Raw genomic sequence first — 18,578 nt, 5'->3', positions numbered from 1 at the left:
CTCCTTCAGTTTCTCGATCAATTGCGCAGCGGTTTGCCCTTCAGCAGCATATGCTGCATGCGCTGCTGGGATTTCGGTTCGGCAACAAGACTTAAAAATGCTTCCCGTTCCAGATCCAACAAGTACTGCTCATCCACTTCAGTGCCATATGGCAATTTGCCGCCTGCCAGAACATAAGCAAGCTTTTTTGCGATTTTCAAATCATATTCACTGATGTACTTCGATTCCAGCATGCCTTGTGCACCGAGCAGCATGGCTGCATAGCCCGGTTCTCCGGCCACCGGGATCTTTTCCCGGGCCGGCGGCTTGTAACCGCCTTCGAACAGACCAAGTGCCGCCTGTTTGGCATCATAGATCAAATGATCGCTGTTGGCGCTGATTCCATCCGTAAAATTCAGGAAATTATTTTCCCGCGCTTCTTCGGCTGAAGTGGAAACCTTTGCCGTGGCAATCATTTCAAACACATTGGCTGCGATATTTGTATAATCCAATGCAACATTATTCGGCAATCCTTTTAAATGCTTAGCGTACAGTTCTTTGTTGCCGCCACCGCCGGGGATCAGTCCGACGCCCGCTTCAACAAGTCCCATATATGTCTCCATTGATGCCTGGATGTGTGCGGCCGGCAGACAGACTTCCGCACCGCCTCCAAGGGTCATGCCGAATGGTGCTGCGACAACCGGCTTCTCGCTGTATTTAATCTTGAGCATGGCATTCTGAAATGCGCGGACCGTATAGTCCAGCTCAAAAATATTATCGTCTTGCGCTTCCATCAGAATCATGCCGAGATTGGCGCCGACGCAGAAGTTCTTTCCTTGGTTACCAATGACAAGCCCTTTATAATTCTTTTCGACTTCTTCCACAGCGAAATTGATCATCTGAACAATATCCGGTCCAATGGCATTCGACTGGGAATGGAACTCCAGCAGGGCAATTTCGTCCCCAAGATCGATCAGGCTTGCCCCGGCATTCGATTTGATCACCCCGTGCTTTTTCTTATAACGCTTCAGGTTGATTGCCTTTTCATTGAACGGCACCGGGGCATAGTCTGTCCCCGTAAAGTAATAAAGGTCGCCATTCTCCTCTTTATAAAAAGAATCGAACCCTTTGTCGAGCAGTGCTTGAACGAACGCCGGAACGCTATGTCCTTCTTCTTTCATTTTCTCAACCGATTTTTGAACACCGATGGCATCCCAGACCTCAAACGGCCCCTGTTCCCAGCCGAAGCCCCATTTCATTGCATTATCGATGGCCACGATATCATCCGCTATTTCGCCGTGCAGTTCCGCCGAGTAACGGAGTGTCGGCGACATGATATTCCAGAGCAGTTCACCTGTGCGGTCATCCGCATAAACGAGCGTCCGGACTCTTGCCGCAAGCCCCTTTTGCTGTTTGGCAGCTTCCTGTGAAGGCGTTTTCAATTTTCTGGCGGGTGAATATTCGAATGTCTGCGGGTCCAGCTCCAGGATCTCCTTGCCTTCCTTCTTAAAAAACCCTTGTCCGGATTTCGCGCCGAGCCAGCCATTCTCCACCATTTTCTTCAAGAAGTCCGGCGCTTTGAATACTTGCTGCTCCTCGCCTTCCGTCAAATCGTGCACGTTCTTGGCAACATGCAGGAATGTGTCCAATCCCACGACATCGAGTGTTCGGAAAGTTGCCGATTTAGCGCGTCCGATCAGCGGCCCGGTCACTGAATCTACTTCACCGACAGAGTACCCTCTATTGACCATTTCACGGACTGTAATCAGCAACCCGTAAGTACCGATGCGGTTAGCGATGAAATTCGGGGTGTCTTTTGCAAGCACAACGCCCTTCCCAAGGACATCTTCCCCGAACGTCGTCATGAATTCCACGACTTCCGGCTTTGTCGCCTGCGTCGGAATAATTTCCAATAGCTTCAGGTAACGCGGCGGGTTGAAGAAATGGGTACCGAGAAAATGATTCCGGAAATCTTCTGAGCGTCCTTCCGCCATTGCTTCAATTGAAATACCGGACGTATTGGATGAGATAATCGTTCCCGGTTTTCGCACTTGATCAATTTTTTCATATAAGTCCTTTTTGATATCGAGATTCTCGACAACGACTTCAATAATCCAGTCCACTTCATTCAATTGATCGAGGTCATCTTCCAGGTTGCCCGGCGTGATCAATTGCAGATTCTTTTTTGCAGCAAGCGGTGCCGGTTTCTGTTTCCCTAGTTTTTTAAGCGCTCCTTGTGCAAGCCGGTTTCGGACTTCCCCGCTTTCAAGTGTCAGTCCTTTTTTCTCTTCATTGGCTGCGAGTTCTTTCGGTACAATATCCAGCAGCAATGTCGGAATTCCGATATTCGCAAGATGTGCCGCGATTCCGGACCCCATGACTCCTGATCCCAGAACAGCCGCTTTTTTGATTTGATACGCCACAGTCAAGCCCTCCCAAATTTTTGAATGAACACTCATTCATTTTTACACCAAAAAAAATAAATGGATCGTTATGCCATTAAGTGTAATTCATATTTCATTTTTTCGCAATATTTAATCGGCAAAAAAACCGGCCAGGGAATTTACCCGGCCGGTTCTGGTCATTTCTTAATTATGCCTTTCGCCACAAAAGCAACGTTTGCCGGTCGTTCTGCGAGACGGCGCATGAAATAGCCGTACCAGTCTGTTCCATAAGGCACATAAATACGCATCTTATATCCTTCTGCGGCAAGTTCACGCTGCCGGTCAATCCGGATTCCATAAAGCATCTGGAACTCAAACCGGTCCAGCGGAATATCGTGTTCTTTTACAAGCGCTTTCGTATATTCAATGATCGCATCATCGTGCGTCGCGATCGCTGTATAATTGCCGTTCAGCAAGTGCATTCTGATGATTTTCTTGAAGTTCTCATCAACATCCGCTTTAACCGGGAATGCCACTTCCACAGATTCTTTATACGCCCCTTTTACAAGGCGCAGGTTTGGATTGTATGCATCCAGCTCTTCGACATCCTTTTCTGTGCGGTACAGGTACGCTTGGATGACAGTACCAATATTCTCGTATTCGGACTTCAGCTGCTTAAAAACGTCGAGTGTCTTGCCACAGCGTTCATAATCCTCCATATCGATTGTCACAAACACATTTTCTTCAGTAGCAGCGTCAAGAATACGCCGCATATTGTTCAAGACAACTTCATCCGAGATATCAAGCCCCATCGACGTGAGTTTTAGAGACATCTGAGAGTCGAGGTGTTCACGGCCGATCGCATGAATCGCCTCGATGCAGTTATCCGCCATGTGTTTTGCTTCCTCAACCGAGTCAACGAATTCACCGAGGTAATCGATTGTGACAGGAAGGCCCTCTGCATTGAGGTTTTTGATCGTACGTACCGCTTCCTCAATTGATTCACCTGCAACGAAACGTTTTGCTCCGAACTGATGACCGTACTTCTTAGCCGCTTTTGTCATCGCTTTGTTTTTCGATAAAAACAGAAAAAAATCTCTCATTGTTTCTTCAACCATGTCCTTACCTCCCACGACGGCCAACGACCGCACAATAGTACATCCGTATATGGTACTATTCTAGCATTCATAACTGACCGCAGTATAGGAAAAAACCTTTTCTCTTTTTTGAATTTTTCTGCAGGTCTTCCTTATTGAATAAAACGGTGTTTTTCCTTATTGTAAAAGCAGGAAATACTTTTAATCAGGCGGTGAACCACATGGAAACACTTATTCCTTTCCGCGGCCAGTCGCAATATGACGCTGCCATTCACCCCCGGCTGCAGGGATCAGCCTGTGGCCCTGTCACTGTGGCAGTCATTCTGCAGCATCATGAAAAAAACCAAATTGTAGTCGACGATTTTTATAAACAGATCGGCGGCACGCGAATCGGGCTGTTCACTTGGCGGATGATTCGCCGGCTCCGCAGGTCGCTCGGTTCCCGCTATCACATAGCAAAAGCTGTTTCGCTGGAGGATGTCAAACAGGAACTTCTGGCCGGTCGGCCGGTTGCCATGAAATTTGATAAACATTTTTCATTCCGCTGGTTCCAGAAACCGGCATACCGCTATCATTGGGTTCCGCTGGTCGGCTTCCATGATGAAGAAGATGATGTCACCCTTTTCTTTCATGATAACGGGGGGCGCGGCAGAGAAAGCCGGCTTCGGAAGACTTCGTGGAAACGAAACCGGGATGTGTTGTCTTTCGTGAAAATCGTTCCTGTTGACTCCCTTTCTTAAGCAAACGGATCTTCGACAGGAGCACCGGATATTTTTTCTATATGCCGGGCGACGAGGCCCAGCCCCCGCTGCTCAAGTATGGAAACCAATTCGGCTGAATAAGTCGGCATCAGCAAATCAGCCAGCTGTACATCCAGTGGAATATCCCGGCGGATTTCCGCCAGTTCTTTTGATAAATGCAGCATATCAAGCTGATCTTCAATTTTCTTTCGCTGCCCCGGCTTCAAGTCATCGATCGCTTCAAGCACGCCTTCCACGCTTCCGTACGCCTTGATGAACTGCAATGCTTGTTTCGGTCCAATTCCTTTTACACCCGGGTAGCCATCACTGGCATCTCCCATGAACGCTTTTACATCCGCAAATTGGATCGGCTCAATTTCATACTCTTCCCGAAACCGGGCTTCCGTGTAATGATCATAGACATGGAAGCCTTTTTTCATGAATGAAACCCTGACATCCGGCGACAGCAGCTGCAGCAGGTCCTTATCCCCGCTGATGATGGTGATCTTCACATCACCCTTCCACTGTTCCGTAAATGAACCGATGAAATCATCCGCTTCAATTCCCACTTTTCCGTAGTTCTGCCAGCCAAGCTGTTCAGATATTTCTTTTGCTAAATCGAATTGATGCACCATATCTTCAGGCGGCGCCGGCCGATTGGCTTTATAGCCATCAAACAGATCATTGCGGAATGTAATGGCGCCCATGTCCCAGCACACGGCCATATGGGTCGGTTTCATCAGTGTCTTTGCTGTCAGTACGTGACGGACAAATCCCTGTACGCCATTCGTCGCCAGTCCTTCAGGTGTGCGCATAAACTGATTTACAGCTGCTGTCGCAAAATAATTCCGGAACAGGACAGCCATACCGTCAACTAACAATATATGTGGTTTATTCATTCTTAAAGATCCTCCAATAATTAAGTCGCTTATTCCAATTATAAATGAAAAGCCGCCCGATTTGGGCGGCTTTTCTAAGGTCCTCATCTTACTTCCGTTTAGTTGCCTGATATTCCAGGCTCATCGCTTTATAGAAAGATACCATCATCAGCAGCATGATGATCGAGAATGGCAGTGCCGCTATAATGAGCGCACTCTGCAGTGCATTCAGACCATCAGCGGACAGCAGGATAACCGCAATTAAAGACTGCGCCAATCCCCATGTCAGTTTGATGGCATTCGGCGGCTGCAGTGAACCATTCGTTGTCTGCATACCCAGCACAAATGTCGCCGAGTCAGCAGATGTAACGAAAAACGTTGTAATCAGCAGTACGGCAACAATCGATAAGAGTATACCGAACGGCAGCTGACCGAAAACTGCAAACAGTGTTTCTTCTGTCAGCAATTCTGTCAGATCAATACCGCTGTTTTGCACAGTGATGGCAGTTGAACCGAATGCAGAAAACCATAGGAAACTGATAACAGTCGGCACGAGCAGGACACCAGCAAGGAATTGCCGGACTGTCCGCCCTCTTGATACACGGGCGATAAAAATACCTACAAATGGTGACCAGGAGATCCACCATGCCCAATAAAAAATCGTCCAGCCATCAATCCATGCCCGCTGGTCCGGATCAACCGGCGCAGCCCGGAAACTCATCCGCGGCAGATTTTGAATATAACTTCCGATTGAGTCTGTGAATGTATTGAAAATCAGCAGAGTCGGCCCCAAGATAATGACCAGTGCAAGCAAAGTAAGTGCCAGCACCATATTGGTATTCGACAAGTACTTGATGCCTCTGCTCAAGCCTGTCCACGCAGAAAACATGAACAGAACAGTTACGACAGCAATAATAATAATTTGAACAGGGTAGCTATCCCCGGGTATCCCATCTATCAAGAATGCTAAACCGCCATTGATTTGAATCGCACCGAAGCCAAGAGTGGTGGCAACACCAACAACGGTAGCAAATACGGCGATAACATCAACCAGTACACCCCAAGGCCCCTTCATTTTGTCTCCAAAAATCGGTCTCAGCGTTGAGGAAATCAATCCTGGTTCTCCTTTGCGGAATTGGAAGTACGCAAGCGCCATTGCTACTACAGCATAAATGGCCCACGCATGAATCCCCCAATGGAAAAACGTGAAGCGCATGGACTCACGAAAAGCTTCTGCAGTGCCGGGTTCAGCAGTTGCCGGATTCACCGCGTAATGCGCCAGCGGCTCAGCCGCACCCCAAAACACAAGGCCGATTCCCATCCCTGCTGAGAATAGCATGGACAGCCACGTAACCATCGAATACTCGGGTTTTTCCTTATCTTTCCCTAACCGGATCTGACCCATCGGACTGATCAGGAAAAACAGGCAGAACAGAACCATGATTGAGACAATCAGCAGATAATACCAGCCGACCGAAGTGGTGATGGCACCCTGCAGGTTGCTCGTTGCTTCTTCAAAACTTGTCGGCGCAATTGCTCCGTAACCGACAGCCAATAATACGAGTGCGACAGAAACCCAGAAAACATTCGTTATTTTTTTCATATTTCCTCCTTTAATAATAAATCACGAATAATGAAGACCCAATTGTTCAGGCTACTAGATATCAGAAGCCACTGTCAAGAAATAGATTCGAGCCACGAAAGATTGAAAAACTCTGTTAATTATTTTACTGGTATAGAAGAAATACTTGAATTACTTAAACAAACAGAACTAAAAAAAGCCCCGCTGCTTTCAGCAGCGGGGCTTTGACTCACTATGGAGACGGCGGGAGTCGAACCCGCGTCCAGAAACTCCTGTACTTGAACGTCTACGCGCATAGCTTACTTATTAAAGGTTCGTGCACTGATCTGCCAGTAAGCAGGCGTCACAGGCACTAATCCACTGATCTCTTGCAGGCGGCTCGGATCGCACCGCCTACCGTATCCCACTTAAGTTGAAGTCTGCAGATCCACATGGGTGATGGACAGGCAGACTGCTACGCTAGCTTACGCTGCGAAAGCGAGGTTTTGGTTTTTGCCAGTTACTATTTGTGCCGTTGATACGGAGCCGAGCCCTCCGACGCGCAGTCCAAGCTTGGACCATTCCTGTCGAATCCGTAACGTCCCCTATATATTATCAGAGGTTGCGCCACGGCCATCTGCCAGAAACAGCAGATGTAACGTGTATATTCTTATTATAGAATAGAATCCCGGCGGTTTCAAGCAGTCTGCTTATCTGAGCCGGTCTTTCATTGCACGGGCAATCGCACGGTTGGCGTCTTTCTTTTTCAAATCTTCCCGTTTATCATACTTTTTCTTTCCGGTACCGACACCGATCAGCACTTTTGCATACCCGTTCTTCAAATACATCTTGATCGGCACAATGGTAGCACCTTCCCGCTGTACTTTCCCGATCAGCGTATTAATCTGCTTTTTATGCAGCAGCAGTTTCCGAGCACGCAGCGGATCATGATTGAACTGGTTTCCCTGCTCATATGGATTGATATGCATATTGGAAATCCATGCTTCCCCTCCGCGGATGCGGACAAACGCATCCCGAATCTGCACTTTGCCGTTCCGGGCAGATTTAATTTCTGTTCCATTCAGCACAATTCCGGCTTCAATGGTTTCTTCTATCGCATAGTCGAAATTCGCCCGCTTGTTCTGGGCGAGAAGTTTCCCTTCACCTTTTGGCATTTATTCTCACCTCTCCATTAAGAAGGGAGGCGGCATTCTGCCGCCCCCTGTTTACTTTTTCTTTTTGCGCTTTGGTTTCTTTGCAGCATCTTCATAGAATTTCTTTTTCTGGCTCTTGCCTTTTTTCGGACGTCCGTCTTCCCCATCCTTTTTCCGGCCTTTGCCGCCCTTATCGCCTTTTCCGTCGCCTCCCTGGCTGGAAGTCCGGATGACTTTAGGTGCATCCTTCCGTTCACGACGTTCACGCGGTTTCATGCCGGCCACTTCAAAGTCGACCGATGCTTCTTCCGGTTTAACATCCAAGACACGCACAGTGACTTCATCACCGATCCGGAACTGCTTCTTGGTGCGTTCACCGATCATCATCATCTGGCGGTCGTCGAACCGGTAGAAATCATCCGTCAAATTGCTGACATGAACCAGTCCTTCGATGGTGTTCGGCAGCTCGACGAAGATTCCAAAGTTAGTAACAGAAGAGACAATACCTTCGAATTCTTCTCCGATTTTATCCGCCATATACTGGGCTTTCTTCAATGCGTCCGTGTCCCGTTCGGCATCTACAGCCCTACGCTCCCGATCGGATGTATGCTGCGCGATTTCCGGCATGTTTGCATCCCAGTGAGCTCGTGTACCCGCAGATAAATCCTTATTTATATGATACGTGCGAATCAACCGGTGCACGATCAAATCGGGATAGCGGCGGATCGGTGATGTGAAATGTGTATAGAATTCTGTCGACAAGCCAAAATGGCCAACGCTGTCTTCGCTGTACTTCGCCTGTTGCATGGAACGCAGAAGCATCGTTGAAATGACCGGCTCTTCCGGTGTGCCTTCTATAGAATCCACAATCTCCTGTAAGGCGCGCGGATGAACCTGATTGCTGGTACCTTTCACGACAATACCGAAATTAGTAACAAACTCGAAGAAACGCTGCAGTTTTTCCGCTTTCGGTTCTTCGTGGATCCGGTACAGAAACGGTACATCCATCCAGTGAAAATGTTCAGCGATCGTCTCATTGGCCGCCAGCATGAATTCCTCGATCAAGCGCTCGGAGACGGTCCGCTCCCGCACGACCACATCCACCGGATAGCCATCTTCATCAACGATAATTTTAGATTCCTTGAAGTCGAAGTCGATTGCTCCGCGGTCCATCCGCTTATTACGGAGAATAGCCGCCAGATCCCGCATTTGTTCAAACATCGGTACGAGATCGGCATACTGCTCTTTCAATTCCTGGTTGTCTTCTTCCAGGATTTCATATACTTCTTTATAAGTCATTCGGGCATCAGTCTTGATGACACTTTGGAAAATTTCATGCGACACAACTTCACCGCTGCTGTTCATCACCATTTCACAAGACAGCGTCAGACGATCAACACGCGGATTCAATGAACAAATACCGTTTGACAGCCGGTGCGGAATCATCGGAATGACCCGGTCAGTCAAATACACACTGGTCGCCCGGTCGAATGCTTCCCGGTCGATGGCAGAGCCTTCCTTCACATAATGGCTGACGTCTGCAATATGGACGCCCAATTTATAATTTCCGTTGTCGAGCTTTTTCACTTGGACAGCATCATCCAGGTCTTTCGCATCGGCTCCATCGATGGTGACAATCATTTCATCTCGGAGATCCCGCCGGTCTGATAAGTCAGCCGGGTCAATCTCATCAGGAATCGCTTCAGCTTCCGCCAGCACATCCGGTGGAAATTCAGTTTCAATTCCATGTTTATGGATAATGGACAGAATATCGACGCCCGGATCGTTTTTATGGCCGAGAATCTGTGTGACGATGCCTGTAGCAGACATCCGCCCTTCCGGCCAGCCAGTAATTTCGACAACTACTTTATGGCCGTCTACAGCACCGAGCGTATCATCTTTTGCAATGAAGACATCCATATTCAGTTTTTTATCATCAGGCACCACAAAACCAAAGCCGCGGTTTGCCTGAAATGTCCCGACGACTTTTGTAGTTCCCCGCTCCAGAATCCGGACAATGGTCCCTTCCCGGCGGTCACCAGACGAAGATTCAGATACCCGAACCAACACTTTATCGCCGTTAATAGCGCCATTCACTTCGGTCGGCGGCACGAAGACATCATCCATGCCGGATTCTTCAGGCGCCACAAAACCAAAGCCGCGCTGATGGCCGATAAATTTCCCGCGCATCAGGTTCATGCGTTCCGGTACACCATAGCGGTTCGCCCGCGAGCGGACTAACAGCCCTTGTCCTTCCAGTCTGACCAATGTTTTTACCAATTCCTTGAATTCGTCCGCATCCTCAAAACCGAATTGCTCTTCGATTTCCTGAACGGTCAGCGGACTGTATGCATCTTTTCGCATAAAATCTAATAATCGCTGTTCCAGTGATCCTTCTTGTCGACTCATGCAAGTTCCTCCTTTTTCCGCGCAGTACGGACTATGTAATTGCTGCGATTTAACGCAGCTGGCTTGAATGATCGCTTTTCCAATGGAATTATACCGTCCATTCAAGCGATTCAAGAAATTCGAAAATATCTTCATGCAATTGCTCTTTTTCAGGTCCAAGCGTAATTACATGTCCGGACTTCTCGTACCATTTTATGTGTTTATCCAATGACTCCGTTCCTTCATAAATTACATTTGCTGAATCAGGATCAATGACCGAATCTTTGCTGCCTTGAACAACGAACAGCGGTGCATACACATGGTCAACATGAGTGCGCACATCTTTGATCAATTCGCGGAGTTCAGGCAGTGATTCCATCGGCGTCTTCTCAAACTCCGCCATTTCCCGTTCTATGGTATCCTGATCTTTGCCTTCATATTTTTTAAAATCCCGGGCATACTCTTTTACCCCTTCATACATCAGATCGGTCGTCTTCATCGTCATAGGTGAACACATTGTCACAATACCCTTTACGGGCACTGTATACCCTAATTTTAATGAAAATACACCGCCAAGTGATAATCCGGCCAAGGCAATTTCTTCATATCCTTCACTTTTCAGCTGTTCGTATGCATCAATGACATTTTGCCACCAGTCTGCCGGACCGGTATGGATCAGTTCCTCCGGAGCAACGCCATGACCTTCATAATGCGGGGCGAGTGTCGTATAGCCTTTTTTTTCAAGAAAGCGTCCCAGCATCCGCACATCAGCTGAGTTGCCGGTAAATCCGTGAAGCAGCAGTACTGCCCGTGGTCCAGCTTTAAAGAAAAAGGGTTTGGGTGGTGTAATCCGCATAATTCTCCTCCTGTTCCAGAAATGAAAAGAAAACGCCCAACCAGCGAATGGTCAGGCGTTTTATTGTCAGTTTTACACTTTTGTTACAGCAATAGCCAATATGAAAAACAGCGCTGCAAGCACGATCGTTACCCGGTGCAGCACGAGATCGACGCCGCGTGCTTTCTGTTTGCCAAAAAGCTGTTCCGCTCCGCCGGAGATGGCGCCCGAAAGGCCTGCACTTTTTCCTGATTGCAATAAAACTACCACGATTAACGAAATTGACACGATTATAAGCAAGATCATTAGCAGTTCGTGCATAAATTCCACCTCCTGACAAAGATAATCACAATAATCCTATTTTAGCAAAATGATGATGAAATGACAATAGGGGCAGGAAAATCCTGCCCCTTTACCAAACGTATTCCAATCACTTGATATTGTAGAATGTTTCTTTGCCCAAGTACTGAGCCGTGCCGTTCAGCTGATCTTCAATTCGGAGCAGTTGGTTGTACTTCGCAACACGATCTGTCCGTGATGGGGCGCCTGTTTTAATCTGGCCCGCATTCGTCGCAACTGCGATATCCGCAATCGTCACATCTTCCGATTCACCTGATCGGTGGCTAATGACTGCTGTATAGCCTGCACGTTTTGCCATTTCAATCGCATCAAACGTTTCAGTCAACGTACCGATCTGGTTCACTTTGATTAGGATGGAATTGCCGACACCTTCTTCAATGCCGCGCCCCAATTTCTTCGTGTTCGTTACAAACAGGTCATCCCCAACAAGCTGAACGCGGTTTCCGATGCGCTCTGTCAGCAATTTATGACCAGCCCAGTCGTTTTCATCCAGTCCGTCTTCAATTGAAATGATTGGGTATTTATTGCTGAGTTCTTCGTACCAGTCCACCATTTCTTCAGACGATTTCTCAACATTGTCGCCTGCCAGGTTGTAAGTGCCTTTTTCTTTATCATAGATTTCTGACGCCGCGACATCCATCGCCAGCATGATCTCTTCGCCCGCTTTGTAGCCTGCGCGCTCAATGGCTTCCATGATGGTTTCCAGAGCTTCTTCGTTTGATCCCAAGTTCGGTGCGAAGCCGCCTTCGTCACCAACGCCGGTGTTGTAGCCTTTTGACTTCAGGACGCTCTTCAGGTTATGGAAAATTTCCGCACCCATCCGGAGTGCCTGGCGGAACGATTCCGCACCGACCGGCATAACCATGAATTCCTGAATATCCACGTTGTTATCGGCATGTTCGCCTCCGTTGAGGATATTCATCATCGGCACTGGCAGCTGTTTTGAATTGAAGCCGCCGAGGTACTGGTAAAGCGGTACATCCAAATAATCCGCAGCCGCATGCGCTGCAGCCATCGATACGCCAAGAATTGCATTGGCGCCAAGGCGGCCTTTGTTTTCTGTGCCGTCAAGTTCAATCAACGCTTCATCGATTGACACTTGATCAAGCACAACGTAATTGCCGACAAGCGCTTCTGCGATTTCATTGTTCACATGCTCCACAGCTTCCAGTACGCCTTTTCCGAGATAACGGGATTTATCGCCATCACGCAATTCCACAGCTTCGTATTCACCAGTTGATGCACCGGAGGGCACGATTGCCCGGCCGAACGCACCGCTTTCTGTAAATACTTCCACTTCCACTGTCGGGTTTCCTCGTGAATCCAGTACTTCGCGTGCATAGACTTGACTGATTGTTGGCATAAAAACATCTCCTTAGATTTAAGTTAAAATAATGATTTCCCTGTCATTTCGGCCGGCTGTTTTACGCCTGCCAATTTAAGCATCGTTGGTGCGAGATCAGCGAGAATGCCGTCTTTGCGGAGCGTTACCCCGTCCTTTGTAACGATAACAGGCACGAGATTCGTTGTATGGGCTGTCATCGGCTGCCCTTCCATCGTTACAACTTCATCTGCGTTCCCATGATCCGCTGTCACGATTGCAGAACCGCCTTTTGCCTGCAATGCCTCAATAATCCTTCCGAGGCATTCATCGACCGTCTCTACCGCCTTGATCGTCGGTTCCAGCAGACCGCTGTGCCCTACCATATCCGGATTAGCAAAATTCAAGATCACTGCATCATAATTATCGGATTCGATTTCCTGCACAAGCGCATCTGTCACTTCAAATGCGCTCATCTCCGGCTGCAGATCATACGTAGCGACTTTCGGCGAATTGATCAGAATACGCCCTTCGCCGGGATACTTCTCTTCCTGACCGCCGCTCATAAAGAAAGTGACATGTGGATACTTTTCGGTCTCTGCAATCCGCAGCTGACGCAGATTATTTACAGCAAGTGTTTCCCCGAGCGTGTTTTCCAGGTTCTCTTTCCCGAATGCTACCCCCATCTCCAACTCTGAACTATAGTGGGTAAATCCGGTGAATGAAAAATTCTTCAACAGTTCGCGTTCAAAGCCAGTGAAACCCGGCTGGGTCAGTGCGCCGGACAATTGAATGGCTCTATCCGGACGGAAGTTAAAGAAAATGGCTGCGTCGCCGTTTTTGATGGCACCAGGCCGTCCTCCCTCTTCCACAACCTGAAATGGGATCACAAATTCATCCGTCACGCCAAGATCATATGAATACCGGACTCCCGCCGCTGCAGAAGGAGCCTGCTCACTCGGTCCGCCAGTCATTGCATTGTATGCTTTCTCGACACGTTCCCAGCGCAAATCCCGGTCCATTGCATAATAGCGGCCACTGATAGAAGCGAACCGGCCAACACCGGTTTTTTCCATGACTTCTTCAGTCTCTTCGATATATTGCAACGCTGTTTTCGGCCCGACATCCCGTCCGTCCAAAAAGCCATGCACGTATACTTCTTCAAGTCCATGGGCAGCTGCAAGTTCAAGCAGTGCAAACAGATGGCTGTAATGGCTGTGCACACCGCCATCCGACAGCAGCCCCATCAAATGAAGGGCTGATCCGTTCTCCTTTACATGCCGAACTGCAGACAGGAAAGCTTCAATGTCAAAGAACTCCCGGTCCCGGATCGACTTATTGATCCGCGTTAAATTCTGATAGACGATTCTTCCGGCACCGATGTTCAAATGACCGACTTCCGAGTTCCCCATCTGACCTTCCGGCAGGCCGACAGCTTCACCGGATGCTTTCAGATGCGCATGCGGATACGTATTCCAGAGCCTATCAAACACCGGTGTGTTTGCTTGGGCGACCGCATTACCGGACTGTTCTTCACGGCAGCCGTATCCATCCAGAATGATCAATGCTACAGGTGTCTGTGCTTCAGGCATTGGCGCCCGCCTCCAGCAGCTTCAGGAACGATTCAGATTCCAAGCTCGCACCGCCGACAAGTGCCCCATCAATATGTTCCATGCCCATCAATTCTTGTATGTTCGCTGGCTTTACACTGCCGCCGTACTGGATCCGCACTGCATCTGCTGATTCCTGTCCGGACAGTTCGGCCACTTTTTCGCGGATCACCTGGCATACGGTGTTTGCGTCCTCCGCTGTTGCTGTTTTTCCAGTTCCAATGGCCCAGATCGGCTCATAGGCGATTACGGTTTTTTGTACGTCAGCTGCAGAAATGTCTGCAAGACCTGCCTTAACCTGTTCCTGTACAACCCGGTTGGTATCGCCATTCTCACGCTGCTCCAGCGTTTCACCCACGCACATAATCGGCACGAGTCCATGTGCGAGTGCAGCTTTCACTTTCCGGTTGACGGATTCATCTGTTTCATTGAAGTACTGGCGGCGTTCTGAATGCCCGATAATAATATATTCCACGCCGATATCCTTTAGCTGCACCGGGCTGATTTCTCCGGTGAATGCACCGGAATCTTCTTCGTGCATTGTCTGCGCGCCAATGTGCAGGTTTTGCCCTTTTGTTTCAGTCACCAATTGCTCAAGGAATAAAGCAGGTGCGCAAATAACAGCGTCCACTTGTCCAGCATCCGGTACAAGCCCTCTGACTTCTGCGGCAAATCGCTTTGCTTCCTCGTGGGTTTTATACATTTTCCAGTTTCCGGCAATAATCGGTTTTCTCATCTGTCTCTCCCCTTTCACTTATCATTCAAAGCGCTAACGCCCGGCAGTTCTTTTCCTTCCATGAATTCAAGGGAAGCGCCGCCACCGGTCGAGATATGATCCATTTTTTCCGCAAGACCGAATTTTTCAACTGCGGCTGCTGAATCACCGCCGCCAATCACCGTATAGCCTTCTGTTTCCGCCATCGCTTCAGCAACTCCTCGAGTGCCCGCTTCAAATGGTTTCAATTCAAACACACCCATCGGCCCATTCCAGATGACGAGCTTCGAATCCTTGATGATGTCTGCATACTGCTTGATTGTTTCCGGTCCGATATCAAGACCTTCCCAGTCCGCCGGAATCTCGTCAATGCTAACCACTTTCGTATTGGCATCTTTGGAGAAATCATCAGCTACCGTTACATCGACCGGCATGTAAAGCTTTACGCCTTTTTCTTCCGCTTTCTTTATAAATGACCGGGCCTGGTCCAGCTTATCTTCTTCCAGCAGCGACTTGCCTACTTCTTTTCCCTGCGCTTTGATGAATGTGTACGTCAGTCCGCCGCCGAGAAGCAGGTTATCGACATTTTCCAGCAGATTATCAATGACGCCGATTTTGTCTTTTACTTTAGATCCGCCAATAATGGCTGTGAACGGCCGTTCTGGATCAGACAGCGCTTTGCCAAGCACGTCCAGCTCCTTCTCAAGCAGGAATCCCGCTACTGCCGGGATGTGTTCCGCGATTCCCGCAGTTGATGCATGGGCACGGTGAGCGGCACCGAATGCATCGTTTACATACACATCAGCCAGTGATGCGAATTCTTTTGCGAGTTCCGGATCATTTTTCTCTTCGCCGGCATGGAATCGGACATTCTCCAGAAGGATGATGTCTCCTCCATTCATGCGGCTGGTGGATTCACGGACACTGTCTCCGGTCGATTCATCAAGTTTTGCGACTTCCCTGCCAAGCAATTCACTCAATCTTCTGGCAGCAGCTGTCAGCCGCATCTCTTCATTGACTTTGCCTTTTGGACGTCCGAGATGGCTTGCGAGAATTACGATTGCCCCCTGCTCTGCGAGATACTCGATTGTCGGAACAGCGGCACGGATCCGTGTATCATCCGTGATTTCACCATTTTCCATCGGTACATTGAAGTCAACGCGGCAAAACACCCGTTTTCCTTTCACATCTACATCCTGCATGGTTTTTTTCTGCATTCTCCAAACCCTCCATTCGATTTATTCATAAAGAAAGAGCAGGGTAATGTCCCCTGCTCCTCTTACCCTCTTTCATTATAGAGGTTCCTCTTGGCTAACGCCATGATTTACCGGTTTACAGTCCTTTGTTATACATCAGAAGCGCAAGGTCGATGCAGCGTGCGGAATAACCGGATTCGTTGTCATACCAGCCCAGCACTTTTACCATGCGGTCTTCGAGGACCATCGTGGATTGTGCGTCAACTGTTGAAGAGGCAGGATTACCATTATAGTCAGTGGACACAAGCGGAAGTTCACTGTAATCCAGGTAACCTTTCAATTCATTTTCAGACGCCGCTTTCAGTGCGTTGTTCACGTCTTCTGCAGTTACATCCTTATCAAGTTCAGCCGTCAAGTCTACAAGAGAAACGTTCGGTGTCGGAACGCGGATTGCCATCCCGTCCAGTTTACCTTGAAGCTCAGGTAGAACTTTACCTACTGCTGATGCTGCACCGGTAGTAGTCGGGATCATCGACAGGGCAGCAGAACGTGCACGGCGATAGTCCTTGTGCGGTGAATCAAGCAGGATCTGGTCGTTTGTGTATGAATGGATTGTTGTCATGATTGCACGGTTCAGTCCAAAGCTGTCGTTTAAGACTTTCGCAATCCCCGCAAGTCCATTTGTAGTACATGAAGCGTTTGAAATGACATCCGTCTCTTCCGGATTGTAGTCTTTATCGTTGACGCCCATGACAATCATTTTTGCATCTTTGGAAGGAGCAGAAATGATGACTTTCTTCGCGCCAGCTTCCAGATGCTTCGATGCGTCCGCTTCAGTTGTAAAGAAACCTGTTGATTCAACCACTACATCCACATCATGATCTTTCCATGGAATCTGTGAAGGATTTTTTTCAGAATATACGCGGATTTGTTTGCCGTTAACGATAAGATTTCCATTATCAGCAGATACTTCCGCGTCATATGTTCCGTGTGAAGAATCGTACTTCAGCAGGTGTGCAAGCATTTTTGCGTCAGTCAGGTCATTGACTGCGACCACTTCGATTTCATCATGTTTGAGTGCATTGCGGAATACAAGACGTCCAATACGGCCGAAACCGTTAATCGCTAATTTTAAAGTCATGTCTGTTTCCTCCAGTTAAATTATATTTTTTAAGCATTGCTTCAGCAGCACCTTCATCTGTAAAGAGAATGGTTTGCTTTGGCGCGTGTTTCATATAAGACAGAATAGCCTTCGCTTTCGTTTTCCCGCCGGCCACCGCCAGGATGACCGGAACTTTTTTGAGCTGCTCCAATTGAATACCCACTGTACGGATCCGGTAAACTACTTCACCGGACTCGTTGAAATAATAACCGAACGATTCCCCGACTGCACCGCCATCCAAAATCACTTTCAGCTCTTCCGGAGTTGATCGGCGCCGCGCGGCCATTTCCTGTGCATCACCGATTCCATGGACAATGATTTCAGCTTTATCATAAAGGGTATTCATTTCCCGGATAAACGGTTCACGCATCATCATTTCATAGGCTTCGGCACTGAGATGATCCGGCAAATACAATGTTCGGCAGGAAGCACCTGTTTTTTTGGCAAAAGCGGATGCAATCGTATTGGCCTGGTGCAGGACATCTTCACCGAGGCCACCCCGGGCGGCGATGAATTCCAGCTGGCTGTCCGGCTTTTCCGTTTTCAGTTCATCTGCTACCGCAGCCATTGTGCTTCCTCCAGTGACTGCAATGCGTTTAAACTCTGTAAACCGGCTTTCAAGATACCGCGCGGCTTCACGGCCGATCTGAGTCTGTACCGCTGCGATTTCATCACTGTCCTGTGGCACGATTACGACCCGTGAAATCCCAAGAACAGTTTCCAACGCAGATTCCATGTCAGACAACCCGCTCCATTGCCGCATCGTTTCCTTCAGCCGCTCCAGAACACTGATGCCTTCTTGTGAAATTGCCATGCCGCCATTTTGAATGATAAGGAGATTCTGATTCCGCAGAATATCAGTTTCCTTCCGGACATCACGCTCAGTCAGCCGGACCATTTCACTGAGTGCCCGGCGGCCGATCGGGCCTTCCAGCTGTACGGCACTTAAAATGGAATATCTTTTTTTCAGCAGCTCCGTCATTTCGGGAAGCAACTTCTGTTGCGCATCAGACACAGGATTCATAAAAACCACCCCGTTCTCCTGGACGTTTTTTGTCCCGCTATGGTTATTTCTGTCCCGTCACTTTCAGTCTATCGAATAGACTGAAAAAATGCAACAAAAAAGAAGCGCTGCAGACGCAGCACTTCAGAGGCAGACAAATGAATGCCGGTATATAAGTTGATCTAAAGAATTCAC

The 18,578-nt window shown here is 48.5% G+C and carries 15 protein-coding genes and 1 other RNA gene; 1 reads left to right on the top strand and 15 read right to left on the bottom strand.

Translation table 11 applies throughout. The features are described 5' to 3' along the window. Nucleotides 1-17: 17 nt before the first annotated feature. A complete protein-coding gene (locus B0X71_RS05900) occupies nucleotides 18-2,402 on the bottom strand; it encodes a 3-hydroxyacyl-CoA dehydrogenase/enoyl-CoA hydratase family protein (protein ID WP_077588560.1) in 2,385 nt (794 codons plus the stop codon). A 158-nt stretch (nucleotides 2,403-2,560) separates the two neighbouring features. Next, nucleotides 2,561-3,481 (bottom strand): proline dehydrogenase family protein, encoded by a 921-nt coding sequence (locus B0X71_RS05895; protein WP_077588559.1) that lies wholly within the window; start codon nucleotides 3,479-3,481, stop codon nucleotides 2,561-2,563. 200 nt (nucleotides 3,482-3,681) lie between these two features. Here B0X71_RS05895 and B0X71_RS05890 point away from each other — a divergent pair, with 200 nt between their 5' ends. Next, entirely contained in the window at nucleotides 3,682-4,200 is a 519-nt protein-coding gene (locus B0X71_RS05890) for a C39 family peptidase (protein ID WP_077590910.1), read from the top strand. On the opposite strand, the gene B0X71_RS05885 is transcribed toward B0X71_RS05890, so the two are convergent. From B0X71_RS05885 to B0X71_RS05825, 13 genes are all read right to left on the bottom strand, one after another. Continuing rightward, nucleotides 4,197-5,099: a 5'-3' exonuclease gene (locus B0X71_RS05885; RefSeq protein ID WP_077588558.1), complete on the bottom strand. Its 903-nt coding sequence runs from the start codon at nucleotides 5,097-5,099 to the stop codon at nucleotides 4,197-4,199. The two genes, B0X71_RS05890 and B0X71_RS05885, sit on opposite strands and share 4 nt — an antisense overlap. An 88-nt stretch (nucleotides 5,100-5,187) precedes the next feature. After that, a complete protein-coding gene (locus B0X71_RS05880; protein ID WP_077588557.1) occupies nucleotides 5,188-6,681 on the bottom strand; it encodes a glycine betaine uptake BCCT transporter in 1,494 nt (497 codons plus the stop codon). 211 nt (nucleotides 6,682-6,892) lie between these two features. After that, nucleotides 6,893-7,245: a transfer-messenger RNA gene (gene ssrA, locus B0X71_RS05875) on the bottom strand. A gap of 104 nt (nucleotides 7,246-7,349) precedes the next feature. Continuing rightward, nucleotides 7,350-7,814 (bottom strand): SsrA-binding protein SmpB, encoded by a 465-nt coding sequence (gene smpB, locus B0X71_RS05870; RefSeq protein WP_077588556.1) that lies wholly within the window; start codon nucleotides 7,812-7,814, stop codon nucleotides 7,350-7,352. Between the two features lie 51 nt (nucleotides 7,815-7,865). After that, the gene (gene rnr, locus B0X71_RS05865; RefSeq protein WP_077588555.1) at nucleotides 7,866-10,202 is read right to left on the bottom strand and encodes a ribonuclease R; all 2,337 of its coding nucleotides are present in this window, start codon (nucleotides 10,200-10,202) and stop codon (nucleotides 7,866-7,868) included. Between the two features lie 88 nt (nucleotides 10,203-10,290). After that, nucleotides 10,291-11,037 carry an alpha/beta hydrolase gene (locus tag B0X71_RS05860; RefSeq protein ID WP_077588554.1) on the bottom strand — a complete coding sequence of 249 codons (747 nt, stop codon included), beginning with the start codon at nucleotides 11,035-11,037 and terminating at the stop codon, nucleotides 10,291-10,293. 72 nt (nucleotides 11,038-11,109) lie between these two features. After that, nucleotides 11,110-11,337, bottom strand: a complete 228-nt coding sequence (secG, locus tag B0X71_RS05855) for a preprotein translocase subunit SecG (RefSeq protein WP_077588553.1) — start codon at nucleotides 11,335-11,337, stop codon at nucleotides 11,110-11,112. Nucleotides 11,338-11,446: 109 nt separating this feature from the next. After that, nucleotides 11,447-12,739 (bottom strand): phosphopyruvate hydratase, encoded by a 1,293-nt coding sequence (gene eno, locus B0X71_RS05850; protein ID WP_077588552.1) that lies wholly within the window; start codon nucleotides 12,737-12,739, stop codon nucleotides 11,447-11,449. A 23-nt stretch (nucleotides 12,740-12,762) separates the two neighbouring features. Beyond that, on the bottom strand, nucleotides 12,763-14,289 hold the full coding sequence (gene gpmI / locus B0X71_RS05845; protein ID WP_077588551.1) for a 2,3-bisphosphoglycerate-independent phosphoglycerate mutase: 1,527 nt from the start codon (nucleotides 14,287-14,289) through the stop codon (nucleotides 12,763-12,765). Next, nucleotides 14,282-15,043 carry a triose-phosphate isomerase gene (gene tpiA, locus B0X71_RS05840; protein ID WP_077588550.1) on the bottom strand — a complete coding sequence of 254 codons (762 nt, stop codon included), beginning with the start codon at nucleotides 15,041-15,043 and terminating at the stop codon, nucleotides 14,282-14,284. The genes gpmI and tpiA overlap by 8 nt, the downstream gene beginning before the upstream one ends. A 14-nt stretch (nucleotides 15,044-15,057) precedes the next feature. Next, nucleotides 15,058-16,239 carry a phosphoglycerate kinase gene (locus B0X71_RS05835; protein WP_077588549.1) on the bottom strand — a complete coding sequence of 394 codons (1,182 nt, stop codon included), beginning with the start codon at nucleotides 16,237-16,239 and terminating at the stop codon, nucleotides 15,058-15,060. A gap of 115 nt (nucleotides 16,240-16,354) precedes the next feature. Then, a complete protein-coding gene (gap, locus tag B0X71_RS05830) occupies nucleotides 16,355-17,359 on the bottom strand; it encodes a type I glyceraldehyde-3-phosphate dehydrogenase (RefSeq protein ID WP_077588548.1) in 1,005 nt (334 codons plus the stop codon). Beyond that, a complete protein-coding gene (locus B0X71_RS05825; protein WP_077588547.1) occupies nucleotides 17,337-18,404 on the bottom strand; it encodes a sugar-binding transcriptional regulator in 1,068 nt (355 codons plus the stop codon). The genes gap and B0X71_RS05825 overlap by 23 nt, the downstream gene beginning before the upstream one ends. Nucleotides 18,405-18,578: the final 174 nt, after the last annotated feature.

The sequence above is a fragment of the Planococcus lenghuensis genome (assembly GCF_001999905.1).
Taxonomy (GTDB): domain Bacteria; phylum Bacillota; class Bacilli; order Bacillales_A; family Planococcaceae; genus Indiicoccus; species Indiicoccus lenghuensis.
The sequence above is the reverse complement of the archived record's forward strand: the minus strand, read 5'-3'. Positions and strand labels throughout refer to the sequence as shown.